General features: G+C 63.2%; 24 protein-coding genes and 1 tRNA gene. 15 read left to right on the top strand and 10 right to left on the bottom strand.

The genetic code is table 11. From position 1 onward, the window contains the following. Nucleotides 1-266: 266 nt before the first annotated feature. The gene (locus AC4HIX_RS07210) at nucleotides 267-467 is read left to right on the top strand and encodes a hypothetical protein (protein WP_490398473.1); all 201 of its coding nucleotides are present in this window, start codon (nucleotides 267-269) and stop codon (nucleotides 465-467) included. Between the two features lie 185 nt (nucleotides 468-652). On the opposite strand, the gene AC4HIX_RS07215 is transcribed toward AC4HIX_RS07210, so the two are convergent. Next, entirely contained in the window at nucleotides 653-1,018 is a 366-nt protein-coding gene (locus tag AC4HIX_RS07215; protein ID WP_475051319.1) for a hypothetical protein, read from the bottom strand. A 61-nt stretch (nucleotides 1,019-1,079) separates the two neighbouring features. On the opposite strand from AC4HIX_RS07215, the gene AC4HIX_RS07220 reads away from it, so the two are divergent. Next, the gene (locus AC4HIX_RS07220) at nucleotides 1,080-1,880 is read left to right on the top strand and encodes an alpha/beta fold hydrolase (protein ID WP_475051318.1); all 801 of its coding nucleotides are present in this window, start codon (nucleotides 1,080-1,082) and stop codon (nucleotides 1,878-1,880) included. Here AC4HIX_RS07220 and AC4HIX_RS07225 read toward each other — a convergent pair. From AC4HIX_RS07225 to AC4HIX_RS07235, 3 genes are all read right to left on the bottom strand, one after another. Then, nucleotides 1,877-2,065: a hypothetical protein gene (locus AC4HIX_RS07225; protein ID WP_490398474.1), complete on the bottom strand. Its 189-nt coding sequence runs from the start codon at nucleotides 2,063-2,065 to the stop codon at nucleotides 1,877-1,879. The two genes, AC4HIX_RS07220 and AC4HIX_RS07225, sit on opposite strands and share 4 nt — an antisense overlap. A 96-nt stretch (nucleotides 2,066-2,161) precedes the next feature. Next, nucleotides 2,162-3,154: a sterol desaturase family protein gene (locus tag AC4HIX_RS07230; protein ID WP_490398475.1), complete on the bottom strand. Its 993-nt coding sequence runs from the start codon at nucleotides 3,152-3,154 to the stop codon at nucleotides 2,162-2,164. 23 nt (nucleotides 3,155-3,177) lie between these two features. Next, nucleotides 3,178-3,936 carry a class II aldolase and adducin N-terminal domain-containing protein gene (locus AC4HIX_RS07235; RefSeq protein WP_490398476.1) on the bottom strand — a complete coding sequence of 253 codons (759 nt, stop codon included), beginning with the start codon at nucleotides 3,934-3,936 and terminating at the stop codon, nucleotides 3,178-3,180. Between the two features lie 109 nt (nucleotides 3,937-4,045). Here AC4HIX_RS07235 and AC4HIX_RS07240 point away from each other — a divergent pair, with 109 nt between their 5' ends. From AC4HIX_RS07240 to AC4HIX_RS07275, 8 genes are all read left to right on the top strand, one after another. Beyond that, nucleotides 4,046-4,936, top strand: coding sequence for a LysR family transcriptional regulator (locus AC4HIX_RS07240; protein ID WP_490398477.1), 891 nt, complete (start codon nucleotides 4,046-4,048; stop codon nucleotides 4,934-4,936). 240 nt (nucleotides 4,937-5,176) lie between these two features. Continuing rightward, nucleotides 5,177-5,878: a 7-cyano-7-deazaguanine synthase QueC gene (gene queC, locus AC4HIX_RS07245; protein ID WP_490398478.1), complete on the top strand. Its 702-nt coding sequence runs from the start codon at nucleotides 5,177-5,179 to the stop codon at nucleotides 5,876-5,878. Further along, entirely contained in the window at nucleotides 5,878-6,231 is a 354-nt protein-coding gene (gene queD / locus AC4HIX_RS07250) for a 6-carboxytetrahydropterin synthase QueD (protein ID WP_490398479.1), read from the top strand. The genes queC and queD overlap by 1 nt, the downstream gene beginning before the upstream one ends. Beyond that, nucleotides 6,228-6,935 (top strand): 7-carboxy-7-deazaguanine synthase QueE, encoded by a 708-nt coding sequence (gene queE, locus AC4HIX_RS07255; protein ID WP_490398480.1) that lies wholly within the window; start codon nucleotides 6,228-6,230, stop codon nucleotides 6,933-6,935. Before queD ends, queE begins: the two co-directional genes overlap by 4 nt. Nucleotides 6,936-6,951: 16 nt before the next feature. After that, nucleotides 6,952-7,416, top strand: a complete 465-nt coding sequence (gene queF / locus AC4HIX_RS07260; RefSeq protein ID WP_490398481.1) for a preQ(1) synthase — start codon at nucleotides 6,952-6,954, stop codon at nucleotides 7,414-7,416. 202 nt (nucleotides 7,417-7,618) lie between these two features. Beyond that, nucleotides 7,619-8,539 (top strand): MBL fold metallo-hydrolase, encoded by a 921-nt coding sequence (locus AC4HIX_RS07265; RefSeq protein WP_490398482.1) that lies wholly within the window; start codon nucleotides 7,619-7,621, stop codon nucleotides 8,537-8,539. Nucleotides 8,540-8,549: 10 nt separating this feature from the next. Continuing rightward, nucleotides 8,550-8,939: a rhodanese-like domain-containing protein gene (locus AC4HIX_RS07270; RefSeq protein ID WP_490398483.1), complete on the top strand. Its 390-nt coding sequence runs from the start codon at nucleotides 8,550-8,552 to the stop codon at nucleotides 8,937-8,939. Nucleotides 8,940-9,190: 251 nt separating this feature from the next. Further along, nucleotides 9,191-9,877: a hypothetical protein gene (locus AC4HIX_RS07275; RefSeq protein ID WP_475051304.1), complete on the top strand. Its 687-nt coding sequence runs from the start codon at nucleotides 9,191-9,193 to the stop codon at nucleotides 9,875-9,877. Here AC4HIX_RS07275 and AC4HIX_RS07280 read toward each other — a convergent pair. The 4 genes from AC4HIX_RS07280 to AC4HIX_RS07295 all read right to left on the bottom strand — a co-directional run bounded on the left by AC4HIX_RS07280 (nucleotide 9,854) and on the right by AC4HIX_RS07295 (nucleotide 12,078). Next, complete coding sequence (locus AC4HIX_RS07280) at nucleotides 9,854-10,585, bottom strand: helix-turn-helix domain-containing protein (RefSeq protein WP_490398484.1); 732 nt, start codon at nucleotides 10,583-10,585, stop codon at nucleotides 9,854-9,856. The two genes, AC4HIX_RS07275 and AC4HIX_RS07280, sit on opposite strands and share 24 nt — an antisense overlap. Nucleotides 10,586-10,744: 159 nt before the next feature. Next, nucleotides 10,745-10,830 (bottom strand) — tRNA-Leu (locus AC4HIX_RS07285). Nucleotides 10,831-10,935: 105 nt separating this feature from the next. After that, nucleotides 10,936-11,541: a tetratricopeptide repeat protein gene (locus tag AC4HIX_RS07290; RefSeq protein ID WP_490398485.1), complete on the bottom strand. Its 606-nt coding sequence runs from the start codon at nucleotides 11,539-11,541 to the stop codon at nucleotides 10,936-10,938. 66 nt (nucleotides 11,542-11,607) lie between these two features. After that, on the bottom strand, nucleotides 11,608-12,078 hold the full coding sequence (locus tag AC4HIX_RS07295; protein ID WP_475051186.1) for an Lrp/AsnC family transcriptional regulator: 471 nt from the start codon (nucleotides 12,076-12,078) through the stop codon (nucleotides 11,608-11,610). Between the two features lie 125 nt (nucleotides 12,079-12,203). Here AC4HIX_RS07295 and putA point away from each other — a divergent pair, with 125 nt between their 5' ends. The 3 genes from putA (at nucleotide 12,204) to AC4HIX_RS07310 (ending at nucleotide 17,022) form a co-directional block, all read left to right on the top strand. Further along, a complete protein-coding gene (gene putA / locus AC4HIX_RS07300; RefSeq protein ID WP_490398486.1) occupies nucleotides 12,204-15,617 on the top strand; it encodes a bifunctional proline dehydrogenase/L-glutamate gamma-semialdehyde dehydrogenase PutA in 3,414 nt (1,137 codons plus the stop codon). A 53-nt stretch (nucleotides 15,618-15,670) separates the two neighbouring features. After that, a complete protein-coding gene (locus AC4HIX_RS07305) occupies nucleotides 15,671-16,441 on the top strand; it encodes a rhomboid family intramembrane serine protease (RefSeq protein WP_490398487.1) in 771 nt (256 codons plus the stop codon). A gap of 203 nt (nucleotides 16,442-16,644) precedes the next feature. Continuing rightward, entirely contained in the window at nucleotides 16,645-17,022 is a 378-nt protein-coding gene (locus tag AC4HIX_RS07310) for a GFA family protein (RefSeq protein ID WP_490398488.1), read from the top strand. A 143-nt stretch (nucleotides 17,023-17,165) separates the two neighbouring features. On the opposite strand, the gene AC4HIX_RS07315 is transcribed toward AC4HIX_RS07310, so the two are convergent. After that, nucleotides 17,166-17,951, bottom strand: coding sequence for an inositol monophosphatase family protein (locus AC4HIX_RS07315; RefSeq protein ID WP_490398489.1), 786 nt, complete (start codon nucleotides 17,949-17,951; stop codon nucleotides 17,166-17,168). A gap of 191 nt (nucleotides 17,952-18,142) precedes the next feature. Between AC4HIX_RS07315 and AC4HIX_RS07320 the strand changes: the two genes are divergently transcribed. After that, the gene (locus AC4HIX_RS07320; RefSeq protein WP_490398490.1) at nucleotides 18,143-19,162 is read left to right on the top strand and encodes an NADP-dependent oxidoreductase; all 1,020 of its coding nucleotides are present in this window, start codon (nucleotides 18,143-18,145) and stop codon (nucleotides 19,160-19,162) included. Between the two features lie 97 nt (nucleotides 19,163-19,259). Here AC4HIX_RS07320 and AC4HIX_RS07325 read toward each other — a convergent pair whose 3' ends face one another. Beyond that, nucleotides 19,260-20,165 (bottom strand): LysR family transcriptional regulator, encoded by a 906-nt coding sequence (locus AC4HIX_RS07325; protein ID WP_490398491.1) that lies wholly within the window; start codon nucleotides 20,163-20,165, stop codon nucleotides 19,260-19,262. A gap of 98 nt (nucleotides 20,166-20,263) precedes the next feature. On the opposite strand from AC4HIX_RS07325, the gene metF reads away from it, so the two are divergent. Next, nucleotides 20,264-21,133, top strand: a complete 870-nt coding sequence (gene metF, locus AC4HIX_RS07330) for a methylenetetrahydrofolate reductase [NAD(P)H] (RefSeq protein WP_490398492.1) — start codon at nucleotides 20,264-20,266, stop codon at nucleotides 21,131-21,133. The last annotated feature ends 11 nt before the right edge of the window (nucleotides 21,134-21,144 follow it).

A 21,144-nucleotide genomic window follows, 5' to 3' on the forward strand; every position in this document is an offset into this window, starting at 1 on the left:
TGCCCAACGCTTTCGGGACGGCCTCAGGCAGGCCGGAAAGGGGCGGGAGTGTCTGGCCTCGAATTCCGGCTTTTTTTCAGACCACGGACCGTTCGATTCACCCCCCGTATGGGACGCGTCAGATTGAAACGAACCCGGCGGCGGAAGCGCAGTTTGGGCGACTGGATGCGCAAGCGCCTGCCTCTGGCGATCAGCGAATTCCGAAAGTTCGCGGCTGAATCTCGCAACCGGAGTGAGGGCTGGCGGTGTTTTTTTAACATTTTTCCGTGGCGGCCGAGAATGCAGGTACAGGCACCAGGACCTGGTTGTATAACGGGCAGGTCAGCGGCGAGTGGGAGAGCAACGCCAAGATGGGGTCTTGGCACCTGCTGCTGCATTTCAGCTTCGTCACCGTCACGCTGGTCTTCCTCGAGGTGCTATCCCCGGCAGCTTCCCCCGCCCGGCACACCGAAGTTGTCAGCCAATAAGCGTCCGCGCAAACAGCAGCGTTCTGCCGCCTCGGCAGCAAGTGGCCAGATCCCGGATTTCGCGCTCGGCGGGGCGCCTTCCGGATATGCCAATCTGCGGCGGCCCGGTTTCTGCGGAACGCAGCTTCCGCCGGATTTGAAGTGCGCTCAAAGCACTGGGTACGGCGGCAACGTAACGCGGGAAATCAGATCAGGCCGCGCCAGCGCAGGACCACGATCAGCAGGATCAGCACCACCAGAATGGAGAACGCGATATTGCCAAGGATGCCCAGCCAGAAGCCCTTGCGCCGGTCGGCAATGTCGATTTCCTTGAGATGCGCCTTAACCTCGCGGGCGGCGCCGCGCAGCGGTTTTTCGTCCACGGTCTGCCGCAGCTTGGGATGTTCCAGCGCCGGCAGGGCATCGGCAATTTTCATGCCCTGCTTGTAGATCCGGCGCGGCAGGCGGCGGCGGACGCGTTTCAGCGCGGCGGCGAGGTCGCCGGAGGCATGCTCGCGCTCCTTCAGCAACATGCGGATCTCTTCGATATCCTGGTCCAGGCTGGCGGCCATTCCGGCACTCTCCCTCAACTGCCTATTGCCGCCACCCTAGCCTGCGGCGGCGTCCGTCTCAATGGGGCTGGCAAGCCTCCGCCTGCCCGGCTATCAAGGCGGCATGCTGAACACGATCACTCATGGCTCCGCCACCGGACAACCGCCGCTTCTGATTGCCCACGGTCTTTACGGCTCGGCCCGTAACTGGGGCGTCATCGCCAAACGCCTGTCGGATGAGCGGCTGGTGGTGGCCGTGGACATGCGCAACCACGGCGACAGCCCGCGCACGGACAGCCACACCTACCCGGAGCTGGCAGAGGATCTGGCCGAAGTTATCGCGGCGCATGGCGGGCAGATGGATGTGATCGGCCATTCCATGGGCGGCAAGGCTGCGATGATGCTGGCATTGAACCACCCCGAAGCGGTGCGCCGGCTGGTGGTCGCCGACATTGCGCCCGTCGCCTACGGCCACACCCAGATCCAGTTCATTGACGCCATGCGCTCGGTCAGCCTCGAAACAATCGAGCGCCGCCCCGAGGCCGCAGCGCAGCTGGCGGAGGCCGGGGTGGAGCCGGCGCTGCAGAGCTTTTTCACCCAGTCGCTGGACCTGCCGAACAAGCGCTGGAAGCTGAACCTCGATACGCTGGCGGATCAGATGCCCAGTATCATGTCCTTCCCCCAGACAGAGGCGTCCTGGCAAGGGCCTGCGCTGTTTCTGTCGGGGTCCGAGTCGGATTACGTGCTGCCGGAGCACCGGGATGAAATCCGCGCGCGCTTCCCCTCTGCCCGGTTTGCCAAGCTGCCCGGCGCGGGCCATTGGCTGCACGCCGAGAAACCGCGGGAGTTTGAGGCCGCCGCTCGGGTATTCCTCAACGCCTAGGCGCCGCGGGCATAGAGCTGCTTGGCGACCAGCCAGGCGACCGGCAGCCCCGCAACCGCTCCTGCCGCTGCCGCAGCGAGAATCGCCTGAACCGAGACCATTCCTGCCGCCAGAACCGCGATCACGCCAACGCCTGCCAGGCTGCTGCCGATCAGTGAATAGAGGATGGATGCAAGGCGCAACATGGGCTTTCTCCTATGCCTTCGACTGTCTTGCGCACAGGCATATGGATTCGCGAATATATACGCCTTGATCCTGATCAGTTTGCGCCTGAAGCAATCCTAGCGGGTATACATTTGTTTCTTGAAGGCGCGGGTCCTGTCCGTCGCTGCGGCTGAGCCGTCGTGATAGGTGCCGAACCATTTGTCGAAGGGAATTTCCGAAGTGCCGTAGTTGCACTCGAAATACCGGTGATGCAGCTGGTGGAAGAAATCGCCGGCCTTGGCGGCCTCTGTTCCCCCCGCAATCACCCGCTCGAAGCCGGAATGGGACAACACAGGGCTGATCTGCTGGAACATCGCATGAAACGCGAGGTGCAGCGGATGCGAGGGCACGATCAGGTGGATGAAATAGGTGGTGAAGTAGAGCAGGTTTTCATACCAGTGGTTGGAAATCCCCGACCACGGACCAGTGTTTACGTTGCGATGGTGCACCGCGTGGACGTGTTTGTAGAGCCGCGGATGATGCTCCAGCCGGTGCACCCAGTAGAAATGCAGGCCGGACCACATCGGGATCAGCAGCATCCAGAGCACGCACCAGACCGGCGCTTCTGCAAATGTCACAACCGGCACCCAGCCGTTGGCCATCAGCCAGTAGATGCCCCATTGATAGACCGTGGCCACCGTGATGGCGCTGCCGAGAGTCCACCAGATGTTGTCCAGCACCTGGTTTTTGAAAGTGAAGGTGCCGTTGCCGCGGGACAGGTCGCGCTTGTCGAACTTCTTCTGCATCCCCTGGCCCTTGCGCATGTAGAGCCACCAGTGGAGCCCCCCGGCCACCGCAGCCTGCGGCAGCAGGTTGGCGAGCCAGACCTGCAGCATCCAGCCAGGCCGGAACTCGGCCATGTCAGCCAGCGGCGGCAGCAGCCAGGCATAGATGGCAAGCGCCAGCAGGAAGCAAACCGTCAGCGCTGTAATCTCCAGCCAGGCGCCGCGGTACCAGGCAAGCACCGCCGCGGGCCGCGGCGGCCAGCTGAACAAAGGGTTGAGCGGCACCGGCCCCTTGGGGCGGTAGTGCCAGCGCTCAGCTTCGCGGTCGGGGATTGTGCCGTGCATCGGGCTGCCTCCTGCCTGGTGTCTCAGGTTGCGTAGTTGGAACCTTCGTCGTCGAGGATCGCCTTCAGTTCCGCCAGGTGGCGTTCTGCCTGATCCGGGTAGTCCTCCAGTTCCTGCGCGGTTTTCTCGGCGATCTCGTCGCTCAGCACCCGCAGCTTCTGGCCGGTTTGCAGGGCGCGGATGTAGGTCTCCGCGGCGCGCTCGAAATAGTAAAGGCGGTTGAAGGTGTCCGCGACGCTGTCGCCGATCACCAGCATGCCGTGGTTGCCCATGATCATGGTTTTGACCTTGGGATCGGTCAGCATCGAGGCGCAGCGCGCGCCCTCGCCCTCAAACGCCAGACCGCCGAAATCTCCGTCAACCACATAGCGGTTGTAGAAGGTGGCGGTGTTCTGGTCGATCGGCGGCAGGGTGCTGTCGGCGAGGCAGGCCAGGACGGTTGCGTGGATCGAATGCACATGCATCACACAGCGCGCGTGCGGGCAGAGCCGGTGGATCGAGCCGTGCAGCCCCCAGGCGGTGGGGTCCGGCGCGTCGGGGCGCTCCATTGTCTTGGGGTCATTTGCGTCAAGCAGCAGCAGATCCGAGGCCTTCACGCGCGCGAAATGCACCTGGTTCGGGTTCATCAGGAACTGGCTGCCGTCCTCATTCACGGCAAGGCTGAAGTGGTTCGCCACTGCCTCATGCATGTTCAGCCGCTCGGTCCAGCGGAAGGCTGCGGCCATGTCGACGCGTTCCTGCCAATGGGTGAGGTTCGGGTTCACCGCTGTTTGCTTGTTCATCTGCACCTCCAAAGCCGGTTTACCTAGTGGTGCCAGCCGCATTCCCTGCTGACAAACGATTGATTCAACCGCTATGCATTAATTGAACTAATGCATAGGTCGCGCATCCATGTCTTCGCCCGTTTCGCCATCACCTTCCCTGCCCCCGCTCACCTGGCTGCGCGCCTTTGAGGCCAGCGCCCGGCACCTGTCCTTCACCCGTGCCGCAGCGGAGCTGAACCTGACGCAATCCGCAATCAGCCAGCATGTGCGCAGTCTTGAGAACTTTCTGGGCCGGGAGCTGTTCATCCGCAAAACCCGCGCGCTGGAGCTGTCGGAGGCCGGCGCCAACTACATGCCGATTGTGCGGGAAGCCTTTGACCTGATCGCGGCGGGCACTCAGGCCTTTACCGGCGGCGACCAGGGGCGGCATCTGGTCCTGCAATGCAATATGGCATTCTCAGTATTCTGGCTGTCACCGCGCCTGCCGCGGCTGTATGCGCGTTTCCCTTGGCTGGTGCTGAACATCGTGACCCCGATCTGGGACCCGGAGCGGCATGCCGCCTCTGCCGGAACGGAAATCCGGTTCGGCCGCCCCAATGACATGTCGGCGGCGGCGGTGCGGCTGACCCGCGACCGGTTCTACCCGGTCTGCGCGCCGGGCTATCAAGGCGGTGAGGTTGATTTCAGCACTGCGACGCTGCTGGATTGTGCGGGCGTCACAGGCTCTTGGGGGGCGTGGTTCAAGTCACAGGATCTGCCATTTGACCGCAATCACGAGATCAACCTGGCTTCCACCTACGTGATTGCCATGACGGCTGCGGTGAATGGCGCGGGCATGGCGATGTCGCATGACACGCTGGCGGGCGGGCTCTTGGAGAGCGGGCAGCTGGTCCGCGCCAGCGGTCATTCGGCAGAGCTGCTTGAGAACTATTTTCTGATGCCGCCGCCAAGCCATGCCAGCACCCCGGCGTCGCGGGCGTTCCTGGAGTGGCTGGAGGGGGAGCTGCCGCCAATTTAGAAAGTTCCGCCCGGCGGCACGCCGGGCAGCGCCCGTCCGCCCCCATGGGCGGGCGCTTCGCTTCCGCCCGCGGACGGTCGCCGCCCTTTTCATGCGCTCACCAGCTTTGAATTTTCAACTTTTCCCTACAAGTCCTGCCGAATGTTCGCAATACGCCCGTACCTTGCACCATTACCCGCTTGCTGCTAAACGCGCGGCACCGGTCGCAGCCTACCCGGTCACCAAAACAAGGGTTCAAAAATGAAAACTATCGTTATCTGCTCGGGCGGGCTGGATTCCGTTTCGCTTGCCCATATGGTCGCTGAGGAACATCAGCTGACCCGTCTTGTTTCCTTCGATTACGGCCAGCGCCACAAGAAGGAACTCCACTATGTCGCCGCCGCAGCCAAACGGCTGGGCGTGCCGCATGACATCATCGACATGCGGGGCATCGGTGCCGCGCTTTCGGGCTCTGCTCTGACCGATGACATCGACGTGCCGGACGGCCACTACGAGGAAGAGACCATGAAGGTCACCGTGGTGCCGAACCGCAACGCTATCATGCTCACCATCGCCTATGGAATTGCCGCTGCAAACGGCGACGACGCCGTGGCCACGGCGGTGCATGGCGGCGACCACTTCATCTATCCGGACTGCCGCCCGGCATTCACCGAAGCGTTTGATGCCATGCAGCGCGCAGCACTCGACGGCTACGCCAACGTGCAGCTCTACACCCCGTTTGTGCATCGGACCAAGGGCGACATCGTTACCGCCGGCGCCAAGCATAACACCCCCTTTGCCGAAACCTGGTCCTGCTACAAGGGCGGGGAGAAGCATTGCGGCCGCTGCGGCACCTGCGTGGAACGGCGCGAGGCCTTCCATCTGGCAGGCGTTGAGGATCCGACGGAATACGCCGACCCCGATTTCTGGAAGGCGGCGATTGCCTCCAAGGACGGCGCCTGATGTTCCGGATCACCAAGGAGTTCCATTTCTCCGCCTCGCATCAGCTGACCCACCTGCCTACGGACCACCAATGCGCCCGGCTGCACGGCCACAACTATGTCGTGGTGGTGGAACTGGCGGCCAATGAGCTGAACAGCGACGGGTTCGTGCGCGACTATCACGAGCTGAAGCCGCTGAAGGACTATATCGACGAAACCTTCGACCACCGGCACCTGAACGACGTGCTGGAGGGGCATTCGACGGCGGAAAACATGGCCAAGCACTTCTATGACTGGTGCCATGAGCGGTGGCCGGAAGTCGCCGCCGTGAAAGTCTCGGAGACCCCGAAAACCTGGGCGGAGTACCGGCCGTGACCCTGCGCATCGCGGAAATCTTCGGCCCCACGATCCAGGGCGAAGGCGCCCTGATCGGGGAACCAACGGTGTTTGTACGCGCAGGCGGCTGCGACTACCGCTGCTCCTGGTGCGACAGTATGCATGCGGTCGACAGCGCCTACCGGCATGACTGGGCGGTGATGGCGCCGGAACAGGTCATGGCCGAGGTGCGCCGCCTGTCGGGCGGCAAACCGCTGACCGTCTCCATTTCCGGCGGCAACCCGGCGATCCAGGACTTCGCCCCGGTGATCGCCTACGGCAAGGCGGAAGGCTACCGTTTTGCCTGCGAGACCCAAGGATCGGTCAGCAAGCCCTGGTTTGCCGATCTCGACACGCTGGTGCTGAGCCCCAAGCCGCCCTCAAGCGGCGAAACGGTGGACTGGAAGGCCTTCGACCGCTGCCTTGAAGCGGCCGAGGGCTGCGGCCAGGCGGTGATGAAGATCGTGATCTTTGACGACAAGGATTACGCCTGGGCCAAGGCCGCCGCCGAACGCCACCCCGAGCTGCCGCTGTACCTGCAGCCCGGCAACCCTGAGGTTGACCCGGACCTGCCGGTCGACTTGCAGCAGGCCACGGACCGGCTGCTGTGGCTCATCGAAAAAGTGACCGGCGACGGCTGGTTCACCCCCCGCGTCCTGCCCCAGCTTCATGTGCTGGTCTGGGGCAACAAGCGCGGCGTCTGAAGACAAGGAACCTGATATGTCCGACAGCATCTACAGCAACCTGAAACAGCTGGGCGGCGACACCATTGTGCCCCAAAGCCCGGAAGAGGCGGAACTGGAGCGTGTCCAGAACCCGCAGGCCGATGTGGCCTACAACGTGCGTTTCACCGCGCCGGAGTTCACCTCGCTCTGCCCGATGACCGGGCAGCCGGATTTTGCGCATCTGGTGATTGACTATGTGCCCGGCGAATGGCTGGTGGAGAGCAAGTCACTGAAGCTCTTCCTCACATCCTTCCGCAACCACGGCGCCTTCCACGAGGATTGCACCGTCTCCATCGCCCGCCGCCTGGCGGACTTCCTGGAGCCGCAGTGGCTTCGCATCGGCGGCTACTGGTATCCGCGCGGCGGCATTCCGATCGACGTATTCTGGCAGACCGGCCCGATGCCCGAAGGCGTCTGGATCCCGGACCAGGGCGTGCCCCCCTACCGCGGCCGCGGCTGAGCGGATTTTGCAGTAAGAAATGGAAACGGCCCGCGAGCACTTTGCTCCCGGGCCGTTTTTTTGAAGCACGTTTCACACCCATCTCCGCAGCGGCGCCCGGCATGTGCTGGAACCGGTCCTCTATCCAAGCGTTAAGCTGATAACGCCGCGGATCCAAATCCTGCGGCCTTCGGCAAAGCGTATGCGTAACGGAGGGCAACTTATGGCAAAGGATTACACCCAAGGGGACCGCATCGTCCGGCATTCCCCCGCAGGCGATGGCAACAGCCCCGAAGTCTGGGGCCTGTACGAGCCGGAAACCGGGTCAGTGCAATACATCTGTGCGGATCCGCAAACACGGAAAGCAGCGCTGATCGACGTGGTCTGGGATTTCGACACGCAGAGCGCCCGCACCACGCAGGACAGCATCGACCACGTGATGCGCGTGGTCGAGAATGAAGGGCTGGAGCCCGCCTGGATTTTAGACACCCATCCGCACGCCGACCATCTGATGGCCTCGGCCCGGCTGAAAGAGCGCACGGCAGCGCCAACGGCCATCGGTGAAAAGGTGCGCGACATCGCTGAGCTGTGGCGCGATTACTACCACATGCCGGACGCGTTCGATCCGGGGCGTGACTTTGACCGCCTGCTGGCGGATGGAGATACTTTGGAGCTAGGCAATCTGCAGATACGGGTAATGCTGTCGCCCGGGCACACGCTGGGCTCGGTCACCTATGTCTGCGGCGACGCGGCCTTTGTGCACGACACGCTGATGCACGTCGACGTTGGCACTGCGCGGGCGGATTTCCCGGGCGGGTCGGCGGAAGAGTTGTGGCATTCGATCCAAGCTATACTGTCCCTGCCGGAAAAAACCCGGCTCTTCATCGGCCATGACTACGGCACCGATGACCGGGACACCCCGGCTTGGGAAGCCACCGTGGACGAGCACCTGGAGCACAATCCGCACGTGAAGGCGGGCACCCGGAAGGAAGACTGGATCGCGCAGCGCGAGGAGCGCGACGAGACGCTCGCCCTTCCGGACCGGATGCTGGCAGCACTGCAGGTGAACCTGCGCGGCGGCCGCTTTGCCAAGGCAGAAAGCGACGGCAATCACTACCTGAAAATCCCCGTCAACAAATTCTGAGGTGAGACCAATGGCACTCAGCGTGAAAGAGATGATCGAATCCGCCCGGGCGCAGATCAGCAAGGCCAGCCCCCATGAAGCACATGCCGCGGCCGGTACGGGCGGCCTGATCCTGGATGTGCGCGAAGCCAATGAGCTGCAGCAGGAGGGCACCGTATCCGGCAGTCTCCACGTCCCCCGCGGCCTGCTGGAATCCAAAGCCGATCCGGACAGCGGCGGCGCCGAGTCCGCACTCACCACCCAGCGTGACGAAGCGAAAGTCTATGTGCTCTGTGCGTCCGGCGCCCGAGCAGCGCTGGCCGCGCATACGCTCTGCCAAATGGGCTATGACGCCGCTCTCATTGAAGGCGGATTGGAAGGATGGAAAGAAGCCGGGCTTCCGGTTCAGCAATCAGCATAGGGCCGTCCGGCAGCTGTGACCGGACGTTGCCGGGCGCGCCCCGCAGCGCCTCGTCAAACCTGTTTCAAAGCAGTTTTTTCTTGGGTGCAGCCGTAAAAACCGGATGCACCCGAAAGCTGCATTAATGGGACTCGAAAACCGGTCAATTTTCTGAAAAAATGTTTAAGATTTTATGCAACTCTCACTCTTTGGCGGCGCCAACGGGAGTTTCAGGCTATTGGGAGGGAAAAATTAAATAACGGGGGACCTTAATGAATTCGCTCGATATGGGAAAAACACTTTCAGGCTACTTGCATACGCTTTCGCAGGCTGGCCTTCAGATCGAAATGTTCACCGATTTCGAGAAAGTGCCCGCAACCGCTGCCCTGTCAGGCCGCCAGTTCCAGATGCCGGGTTTTGCAATTGAGCGCGCCGACCACACCGAGAATTCGGCCTTTTGGCTGTTTCTGAAGGAGAATGGCACCTATATCGGCGGCGCAGCGGCGATGCTGCAGGACCTGGGCCGCGAAACTCTGGCGGAATTCCTGCTGCGCACGTCCCGCCACCAGTTTCCCAATGCGGCAGGCGGTGGTGTCGAAAGCGTCGCTGAGCCGCTGGCGCGTGAAGTCAGCGGGCGGCTGGCCTATATCGGCGAGCTGAATTTCCTTCCCGGTCGCCGCGGAAAGCGGGCGGAGCGGCTGGCGCCATTCATGCGGACCTTCCAGATTCTGGCGATCCAGAAATGGGACGTGGACTGGATCTATGCCTTCATTCCAGACCGCCACATGCAAGCGCGGCTGGATCTGGTCTATGGCTTCAGCCGGGCGATTCCCCGCGCGCAGAAATGGCGCGCCCCGGAACCGGAAGTGCGCAGCAGCACCGAATGGTTTGTCGGCTCCTCCCGGCTGGAAATGGAGCACATGCTGCAAAGCGACCTAGCCGAATTTGATATCCTGTGAGAAATTGGCCACCAGCAGCTTGCCGTCCGGCAAGTAGACCGGCGCGAGAACCCGCCGGTACTGCCGGGTAAAGCGGCGGCCGTTCAGCAGCTTTACGTCTAGCGACGGGTGGGTGATGACCGGCTCGCCGCGGTTGATCGCCTCGCTGTGGGCCATCACCAGATCGGCGTTAACCTTGTCGCTGAAGCCGTTCAGCGTGTCCCGAAGCTGACCGCTGCTGGACACCTCAAAGCAGATGGAGGCGAGGCTGTGGGCTCCGGACTGGATCGGCTGGATGCGGTTCTTCTCCGGATCCGGCGGATCGAACATGTCCACCGCGTGCTGCAGCTGGTCAAAGCCTTCCAGCCGCCCGCTGTTGGAAAACCACCAGTCCAAGAAATCCTGCAACGAGACGTCCGTGCCGCAATACTGCCGGGTGCGGGCAGCGGCCTGCATCTGCGCGTTCAGGATGTCAAATGCCTTGCTGCTGTGCCCGCCTGCCTGGCGTTCCGGCAACAGCTCCAGCGCCGTCGTCTCAGATGCAAAGTAATGAAACGACACCCCAAGCCCGCGCGCCAGTGCATCAAGGGTGCTCCAGCCGATCTCGCGCTCATTTTTGAGCGCACTGTTGAAAGTGCCATAGGGAATGCCGCATTTCAGCGCTGCTTGGCGGTTGGACAGGTTCATGTCCGCGAGCAGCGCGGAGATTTTTTCGTGTATCAGCGCCATGTGTTAAAGATCTTTCACATTTCAACCGACATCTTGCACAAAACTACCGTTACAGCAATGCAATCTTTACGTGATCGCGCCATGTTTCGATTGCTCTGGAGCCAAAGCCGGATCCAGCCGCGGCTGGTGCTCTAGGGGCATTTGCTGCTGAGAAAACAATGGTGCGGACGGCGGGACTCGAACCCGCACGGCCATAAGGCCAGGAGATTTTAAGTCTCCGGTGTCTACCATTCCACCACGTCCGCGTGCAGCATCTGATGCGCTGCCACAACAGCAGGTCTAGCCTCCTGATTTCAGGCGGACAATCGCTTTTCGGCGGTTGCCGGGAATTTTCTGGGTTCCGTGTGCAACTACAATTCAACGTCACCTGCCCCCGGCGGCGCCAGCGGCCCGCCCGGATCGGCCAAATAGCGCTCCGGCAGCCAGGGATTCAGCGCCAGCGCCGCGGCCAGCGCCTCCCGCGCCTCCTCCATCCGGGACAAGCCGTAAAGCGACAACGCCCGCCCGCTCATCGCCGCGACATGGCGCGGCGAAAGCTCCAGCGCCCGGTCAAGATCCCGCAGCGCCGCGGCAAAATCCCGGCGCAGGTAATGCACAAAGGCGCGCTGGTTGTAGCCCTCCGCATACTCCGGGCAATAGTCAATCAGTTGGTCGAAATCCTCCAGCGCGCCTAGGAAATCAAAAGACGAGCGCCGGGTCATGCCGCGGTTCAGGATCTCTTGCGCGCGCTCATCCGGAGCATCGGCCCAAAACTCCCACATCCGGTTGGCGATCTCGCGGGCCTGCGCCTCGCTGTCAGCCTCCTGCACCTCGCTCAGCAGCGCTTCAAGCGGAGTGCTGTGGTCAGGCGCGGAGGGGCAATCCGCCGCGGCAGCCTGCGAAATCAGCGGCACGGCGGCAGCCACCAAGACAAAACAGACCGGAAAATGCGGGGCGCGGAACACAGAACAGGACATGCCCTTATGCTGGCACAATTACGGTTTCGTTCAAGTCAACTGTGCGCGCGCTGCATCCGCAACGCCCTATAGCGGCCCCAGCGCTCCGTCCTCCTTCACCGCCTCCATCGCGACATAAGTGGAGGTCGAGGAGACATGCGGCAGCGAGGATATCTTTTCCCCCAGCACCGCCCGGTAGTCGGTCATCGAGCGGGTGCGCACTTTCAGCAGGTAGTCGAAATGCGAGGCCATCATGTAGGCCTGTTCAATCTCCGGCAGCTTGGATACCGCGGCGTTGAATTTGGCCAGAGCCGCCTGCCGGGTGTCGTCCAGCTTAACCTCGACAAAGGCGACGTGGTCCAGCCCCAGGCGGATCGGATCGACCAGCGCACGGTAGCCGGTGATGATCCCCTCCGCCTCCAGCCGCCGCAGCCGGGTTTGGGTCGGAGTTTTCGACAGGCCGATCCGGCGGGCAAGATCAGCGATGGAGATCCGTCCGTCCTCCGCCAGCACATTCAGAATCGCGCGGTCGAACCTGTCGATGTCGGAGAAGGCCATTTGAACCTCAAATTCTCATTTTTTCATCCATTCGACCTGCTTGTGTCACATTTTCGGGCGATTGTCCCGCGGAAAAGCGTGTAATCTAAGCAAAAGCCCTGCATGTTTTCTGTGGAGTTCCCTGCATGACCACCCAACCCAAGCTGCGTTACCGGATCGATGCCGGCACTTATGCCGATCAGACCGCCATGCGCGACCAGCTGATTGCCCAAGCCGCCCTCTCCGAGGCCGACCGCGCCCGTATCTGTTCAAATGCCGCCGCCCTGGTGCGCGACATCCGCGGCCATTCGGCGCCTGGGATGATGGAGGTTTTCCTCGCTGAGTACGGCCTGTCGACCGAGGAAGGCATCGCCCTGATGTGCCTTGCCGAGGCACTGCTGCGGGTGCCGGACGCCGACACCATCGACGCGCTGATCGAAGATAAGATCGCGCCTTCCGACTGGGGCAAGCACCTGGGCAAATCCACCTCCTCGCTGGTCAACGCCTCCACTTGGGCGCTGATGCTGACCGGCAAGGTGCTGGACGAGGAGCGCAGCCCCATCGGTGCCCTGCGCGGTGCCATCAAACGCCTGGGCGAGCCGGTGATCCGCACCGCAGTCAGCCGCGCGATGAAGGAAATGGGCCGCCAGTTCGTGCTGGGCGAAACCATCGAAAGCGCGATGAACCGCGCCGCCGGGATGGAAGCCAAGGGCTACACCTATTCCTATGACATGCTGGGCGAAGCCGCCCGCACCGAGGCCGACGCGTCGCGCTATCACCTGTCCTATTCCAAGGCGATTTCGGCGATTGCTGCCGCCTGCAATAGCGACGACATCCGCAAGAACCCCGGCATCTCGGTGAAACTGTCGGCGCTGCACCCGCGCTATGAGCTGGCGCAGGACGCCAGCGTGATGGAGCATCTGGTGCCGCGCCTGAAGGCGCTGGCGCTGCTGGCCAAGGCGGCCAAGATGGGCCTCAATGTCGATGCCGAGGAAGCCGACCGGCTGTCGCTGTCGCTGGAAGTGATCGACGCCGTGGTTTCCGACCCGGCTCTGGCGGGCTGGGACGGATTTGGCGTGGTGGTGCAGGCCTACGGGCCCCGCACCGGCCTGGCCATCGACGCGCTGCATGAGATGGCGGAAAAGTACAACCGCCGCTTCATGGTGCGGCTGGTGAAGGGCGCCTATTGGGATACCGAAATCAAGCAGGCGCAGGTCGAGGGTGTCGACGGCTTCCCGGTGTTCACCTCCAAACCGCTTACCGACGTTTCCTATATCTCCAACGCCCGCAAATTGCTGGGGCTGACAGACCGGATCTACCCGCAGTTCGCTACCCATAACGCTCATACGGTCGCCGCTATTCTGCATATGGCGGATGGCATGGATAAGGGTCTTTACGAATTCCAGCGCCTGCATGGGATGGGCGAGACCCTGCACCAGATGGTGCTGGAGCAGAACAAGACCAATTGCCGGATCTACGCGCCCGTCGGCGCGCACCGCGACCTGCTGGCCTACCTGGTGCGGCGTCTGCTGGAAAACGGCGCCAACAGCTCCTTTGTGAACCAGATCGTGGACGAAAACGTGCCGCCGGAGGTCGTCGCCGCCGACCCGTTCGCCGCGGTTGAAGACATTACCCGCAAGATCCCGACCGGGCCGGAGCTCTACGCGCCGGAGCGGCCGAACTCCAAGGGTTTCGATCTGGGCCACGCGCCGACGCTGGCGAAGATCGAAGAAGCCCGCGCGCCTTGGCGCAGCCACCAGTGGCATGCCGGGCCGCTGCTGGCCGGCGATGCCCAGCCGGAGGCCGCAAAAGACGTGACCAGCCCGACCGACCTGAGTGTCGCCGGCACCGTCAGCCAATGCAGCCCCGAGGATATCGAACTGGCGCTGGCCGTGGCCGACCCTTGGGATGCTCCGGCAGCAGAGCGCGCTGCCATCCTGAACAAGGCCGCGGATCTCTATGAGGAGAACTTTGGCGAGCTGTTCGCCATCCTTGCCCGCGAGGCCGGCAAGACCATTCCCGATGCCGTGGCGGAGTTGCGCGAAGCGGTGGATTTCCTGCGCTACTACGCGGCGCGCATTCCCGACGCGCCGCCCGCGGGCATCTTTTCCTGCATTTCGCCGTGGAACTTCCCGCTGGCGATCTTCACCGGCCAGGTCTCAGCCGCGCTGGCCGCGGGCAACGCGGTGCTGGCCAAGCCTGCAGACCAGACGCCGCTGATCGCCCACCGCGCCGTGCAGCTGATGCACGAGGCCGGGGTGCCGCGCAGCGCCCTGCAGCTGGTGCCGGGCCGCGGCAGCGTGGTCGGGGCGGCCATCACCTCTGACCCGCGCGTGAACGGCGTTGCCTTCACCGGCTCCACCGCCACCGCGTTGCGCATCCGCAAGGCGATGGCCGACAACCTGCAGCCGGGCTCGCCGCTGATCGCGGAGACCGGCGGCCTCAATGCGATGATCGTCGACTCCACCGCGCTGCCGGAACAGGCGGTGCAGGCGGTGATCGAAAGCGCCTTCCAATCCGCGGGCCAGCGCTGCTCGGCACTGCGCTGCCTGTACCTGCAGGACGACATTGCCGACACCGTGCTGAAGATGCTGAAGGGCGCGATGGACTGCCTGAAACTGGACGATCCCTGGCACCTGTCCACCGACAGCGGCCCCGTCATCGACGAAGGCGCCCGCGCAGGCATCCTGGCCCACATCGACCAGGCCCGGGCTGAAGGCCGGGTCATGAAGGAGCTGATGGCGCCGCAGGGCGGCACCTTTGTGGCGCCCACTATGATCGAGGTGCCCGGCATCAGCGCGCTGGAGGAGGAGATCTTTGGCCCCGTCCTGCATGTGGCGCGGTTCAAGTCGCACGAACTGGACCAGGTGATTTCCGACATAAACGCAACCGGTTACGGGCTTACTTTCGGGCTGCACACCCGCATCGACGACCGGGTGCAGCATGTCTGCGACCGGGTGCATGCGGGCAACATCTACGTGAACCGCAACCAGATCGGCGCGATTGTCGGCAGCCAGCCCTTTGGCGGCGAGGGCCTGTCCGGCACCGGCCCCAAGGCAGGCGGCCCGTTCTACCTCAACCGCTTCTGCGCGCCGGACCGGCAGCAGGTCCACGACGAGTGGGAGACAGAAGCTGCCGGGCTTCCCGGGGCAAGCGGCGTTCCCGCGCAACCGATGACCACCTCCCTGCCTGGCCCAACCGGTGAATCGAACCGCCTGACGGTCTCGGCCCGCCCGCCGCTTCTGTGCATGGGCCCGGGGCCGGAGGCCGCCGCGGAACAGGCAAAACAGGTGATCAGCCTCGGCGGCACCGCGATTGAGGCGCATGGCCTTCTCGGGCTGAACCAGCTGGAAACCATCGAAGGCATCTCCGGCGTGCTGTGGTGGGGCGATGAGAAAACAGGGCGCGACATTGAGCAATGCCTTGCCAAGCGCGACGGCCCGATCATCCCGCTGATCCCCGGCAAGCCCGACCGCGCCCGCGTCCTGGCAGAGCGCCACGTCTGCGTCGACACCACCGCCTCGGGCGGCAACGCGGCGCTGTTGGGCGGCAACGCCTGAACTACCGGCGCTAAGCACTTGACGCTGGGCCCTTTCCGGCCCAGCGTTCCCCCATGTTTCCGATCCGCGACCACAACCCGTCCGGCCGCAGGCCATATGTCGTCTATGCGCTGATGGCGGCGAATATTCTGGCCTATTTCTATTACTCGGCCAGCTACGCCTCGCCCCTGGCGCTTGCCTATTTCTATGACGCCTACGCGGTGGTGCCGGCCGAGATCAGCCGCGGTTACGGGTTTGAGACGCTCATCACCTCTCTCTTCATTCATGCAGGGTTGATGCACCTGGGCGGCAACATGCTGTTCCTGTGGATCTTCGGCGACAACCTGGAGGATGAGATGGGGCATATCCCCTTCCTCCTGTTCTACCTCGCCAGCGGCATTGGCGCCGGGCTGATCCATGTGATGTCGGCGCCCGGCTCCATGGTGCCCACCGTGGGGGCGTCCGGTGCGATTGCCGGCATCATGGGCGGCTACCTGCTGATGTTTCCCAAGGCCCGCGTCGATATCCTGCTGATACTGATTGTCTTTTTCCGCATCTTCTCGATCCCCGCCTTTGTAATGCTGGGGGTGTGGCTGGCGATGCAGTTCCTCGGCGGCCTCGGCGCGGATCCCGACCAGGGCGGCGTGGCATATTGGGCCCATGCCGGAGGATTTGCTGTCGGGCTGATCCTGTGCCTGCCCCTGTGGCTGCGCCGCGGCGGCCCGGCGTTCTGGAACCGGACACATGGCACCCCGCCGCATCCGGAAAACGAGTATGAATACTCCGCCAGCCGCATCCCCAAGCTGCCGCGCAAGAAGCGCAATCCGGGGCCTTGGGGGAAGTGAAGCCCCCCAGCAGCGCCGTGCTTTTAGTGACTGACGTAAAGGACAAAAGCGGCCTGCAGGACCATGGGAACAGGTGACTGGTTAACTCGCAGGCCGCTCCCCCGACGGGCATCGGGGTAGGGAAACGGTAGAGCTGCACTGGAGAATTTTGCGGGGAATTATTGACGCAGTTGCTCAGACTCCACCAATCAAAGGAACCTAACGTGACACACCTGAAAGCCACCTGCCACTGCGGCGCTGTTGAGATCGAGGCGGAGTTCCCTGAAGGCCTCGCCTCCGCCGCGCGCTGTGACTGTTCCTTCTGCCGCCGCCGCGGGGCGGCTGCCGTCACCGCCCTGACCGCCAGCCTGAAGGTGCTGAAAGGGGAGGAAAACCTCAGCCTCTACACCTGGGGCACCCACACGGCCAAACACTACTTCTGCAAGACCTGCGGCATCTATACCCACCACCAGCGCCGCTCCGACCCCAAGGAATGCGGTGTGAACCTGGGCTGTATCGAGGGCGCCAACCCGCGCACGCACGCCGAGACCTATGGCGAGATCCCCTGGAACGACGGGGTGAACCATCCGTCGGATCAATAACTCTTACGCCTGGCCGATAGGCCAGGCAGCGCCCGTCCGCCCCCATGGGCGGGCACAGCCCTCATCGTAGACAAATATCCTCCGCAACAATAAAAAACGCGGCACAGAGGCCGCGTTTCAAAATCTCATTTTCTCAGGCCGGTTCAGCCGCGGATCACCTTGGCGAAGTTCTCGAAGATCGGCTCGTTCGAGCAGACGACGGAACCGCTGTCGACGATGCCTGCCTCCGGGTCGATCGCTTCGGCCAGGCCGCCGGCCTCCTTCACGATGATGATGCCTGCCGCCAGGTCCCACGGGTTCAGGCGGCGCTCCCAGAAGCCTTCGTAGCGGCCGGCCGCCACATAGGCCATATCCAGCGCCGCGGAGCCCCAACGGCGCACACCAGCGCAGGCGGGCATCAGGCGGGCCAGATCCTGCAGCGTCAGCGGCAGGTCGGCGCGGCCGCCGAACGGCACGCCGGTGGCGAAGATGGACTCGATCATCCGGTGGCGGCCCGACACGCGGATCCGGGTGTCGTTCATCCAGGCGCCCGCACCCTTCTCGGCAAAGAACATCTCATCCTTGGCAGCGTCATAAACCACGCCCGCAACGATCTTGCCCTTGTGTTCCAGCGCAATGGAGATCGCCCAGTGCGGCAGCCCGTGCAGGAAGTTGGTGGTGCCGTCCAGCGGATCGACGATCCAGCGGCGGGTCGGGTCTTCCCCCTCGATCTCGCCGCCCTCTTCCGCGATCCAGCCATAGGTCGGGCGGGCATTGCGCAGCTCTTCCTTGATGATCTTCTCGGCGGCGATGTCGGCCTTGGAGACAAAATCACCTGCGCCTTTCATCGACACCTGCAGGTTTTCCACCTCGCGGAAGTCTTTCACCAGGGAACGGCCGGCCTTGCGGGCGGCTTTGATCATCACATTGAGGTTTGCGCTGCCAATCATGTCTGCAGAATCCTGTCACGTCGGGGAGATGCCGGGTCAAACCGTGCCTATACGCCCCCTGCCCCCAATTGCCAAGGGGCTTTACCGGAAAGAGGGTATCGGCTCTGACGCCCGGTCACGGCCCGGTAAGCGGTTGAATTCCGCCCCGGCGAGGCCCAGTCTCGGCTGCAAATAATCGAAGGAGAGCTCTCATGCCCGACCAAATGCAGCGTATCGTGCTGGCCAGCCGCCCCGAAGGCCAGGCCAGCGAAGAGAACTTCCGCTTGGAAAGCGTGGACATGCCTCAACCCGGTGATGGCGAAGTGCTTGTGAAGGTTCACTATATGTCGCTGGACCCCTACATGCGCGGGCGCATGAATGCAGGCAAGTCCTATGCCCCGCCGGTCGAGATCGGCGAGACCATGACCGCAGGCGGCGTAGGGGAAGTGATTGCCTCCAACAGCCCGGACTTTGCCCCGGGCGACTTTGCCCTCGGCGCCTTCGGCTGGGCCAGCCACGCCTGCGCACAGGCCCCCGACATCCGCAAGCTGGACCCGGATATGGCGCCGCTCACCACCGCGCTTGGCGCTCTCGGCATGCCGGGGTTTACCGCCTGGCATGGCTTGGACGCCTATGGCCGCCCGCAAGCGGGTGAAACCCTGGTGGTTGCCGCCGCGACCGGCCCGGTCGGCTCGATGGTCGGCCAGCTGGCCAAGCAGAAAGGCCTGCGCGTGGTCGGCATCGCGGGCGGTGCGGACAAGTGCAAGCTGGCGGTGGAGACCTTCGGCTTTGACGCCTGCCTCGACCACCGCGCCTATAACAGCGCCGAAGCGCTGAGCGAGGCCCTGGCGGCGGAATGCCCGGACGGCATCGACATCTATTACGAAAATGTCGGCGGCAAGGTGCTGGAGGCGGTGCTGCCTTTGATGAATAACTTCGGCCGTATCCCGGTCTGCGGCATGATCGCCTGGTACAACAGTGCTGAGACGGATCTGACCGCGCCTGCGATCTGGCGCTCGGTGCTGACCAAGTTCCTGTCGGTCAATGGCTTTATCATCTTCAACCACTACGACCGCTATGCGGCGTTCCTGCAGGAGGTGGCCCCGAAGATCGCCAGCGGAGACATCAAGTATCTGGAAGACATCGCCGAAGGGCTGGAGAACGCGCCCAAGACCTTTCTGTCGATGATGCAGGGCGGCAATACCGGCAAGCAGATCGTCAAACTGGTCTGAGCCGCGCGCCGGCACCTGCCGGATTGAGCAACCGCGCGGAGCGGGCACAGGCGCCGGAACCGCGCAGGCCGCTCCGCGCCTTGCCTGGGTGCGGCCTCTATTGAAGCTGCAGCTTGCGCGCCTCCACCTTGGCCAGCCGGATCAGCTCTTGCATGTAGGGTTTCTCACGGTCCTCGGTCCGGATCGCAGCATACAGGCTGCGGGTAATGCCGGACTTCGTCAGCGGCCGGGTCACGTAGTCTGAGGAGTATTTCACCTCCCGCACCACCCAGTCCGGCAGCACCGACACCCCGCGGTTGGAGGCGACCAGCAGCAGGATCACCGCCGTCAGCTCCACCTGGCGGATCGAGGCCGGCTCCACCCCGGCCGGGATCAGCAGCTGGCTGAACACATCCAGCCGGGTCTTCTCCACCGGATAGGTGATGAGGTTCTGGCCGGTGAAATCCTCTGCCTCGATAAAAGGCTTGTCCGCCAGCGGATGCTGGGCGGAGGCAACAAACACAGCATTGTAATCAAACAATTCGATAAACTCGACGCCATTGATGTCCTCCGGGTCGGAGGAGACCACCAGATCCACCTCCTCCTTTTGCAGCGCGGGCAGCGCGTCAAAAGCCAGGCCGGGCCGGATGTCGACATCCACGTCGCCCCAGTTCTTGCGGAACCCCTCCAGCACCGGGAACAGCCATTCAAAACAGGCGTGACATTCGATCGCGATATGCATCCGGCCTGTATTACCATCGCGCAGAGATGAAAATTCTGCTTGCGCTGCCTCAACTTGCGGCAACACCTGCTCTGCCAGCCGCAGCAGCCGCAGGCCCGCCGGGGACAGTTTCATCGGCTTAGAGCGGCGGATGAACAGCTCCACACCGGCCTGGTCCTCCAGTCCCTTTACCTGATGGCTCAGCGCGCTTTGGGTGATGTTCAGCTGCTCGGCAGCCCGGGCCAGACCGCCGGCCTCATGGATGGCCTTGATGGTGCGGAGATGGCGGAATTCGATATGCATCCTATCAGATCGCTCATGTTAATCTTGAGTATTATGAAATTGTCTCACAATGCTGCGCGTGCAACAAGAGCAGACATAAACCTAGCGAGAGACCTGAGATGACGACGCCCAAGATTTCCTTTGAATTCTTCCCGCCGAAAAATCTCGAAGCCTCCTTCCGGCTTTGGGACACCGTGCAGGTTCTCGCCCCGATGGACCCGCGCTTTGTTTCTGTGACCTATGGCGCAGGCGGCACAACGCGCACCCTGACCCGCGATGCAGTAGCGACCCTGCACAACTCCTCCGGCCTGAATGTGGCGGCGCATCTGACTTGCGTGAATGCTTCCAAGGCAGAAACACTGGAGATCGCGAACCAGTTTGCCGAGGCTGGTGTGACCGAGATCGTCGCCCTGCGCGGCGACCCGCCTAAAGACGAAGGCAAGTTCACCCCGCATCCCGAAGGCTTTGCCGACTCGGTGGAGCTGATCAAGGGGCTGGCCGCGCGCGGCGGCTTCACGATCCGCGTTGGCGCCTACCCGGACTGCCACCCGGAGGCCGCCAGCCAGGCCGCAAATGTGGAGTGGCTGAAGCGCAAGCTGGATGCCGGCGCCGATGAGGCTTTGACTCAGTTCTTCTTTGAGGCGGACACTTTTTTCCGGTTCCGCGACGCCTGCGAAAAGGCGGGTATCGACGGCAGCAAACTGACACCGGGCATTCTGCCGATCGAGAACTGGAAAGGCGCGCGCAATTTCGCCAAGCGCTGCGGCACCGTCATCCCGGAATGGGTCGAGAAGGCGTTCGACAAGGCGCTGCGCGACGGCCGCGAAGAGCTGCTGGCCACCGCGCTTTGCACCGAGCTGTGTTCCGACCTGCTGGAAGGCGGCGTGGACAAACTGCATTTTTACACGCTGAACCGCCCGGAATTGACCCGCGACGTCTGCTTTGCCCTGGGTGTGACCCCCAAGGTAGCGCTGGAGAACGTGGCGTAAGCCTTGCGGGC

The sequence above is a fragment of the Leisingera sp. genome (assembly GCF_982940295.1).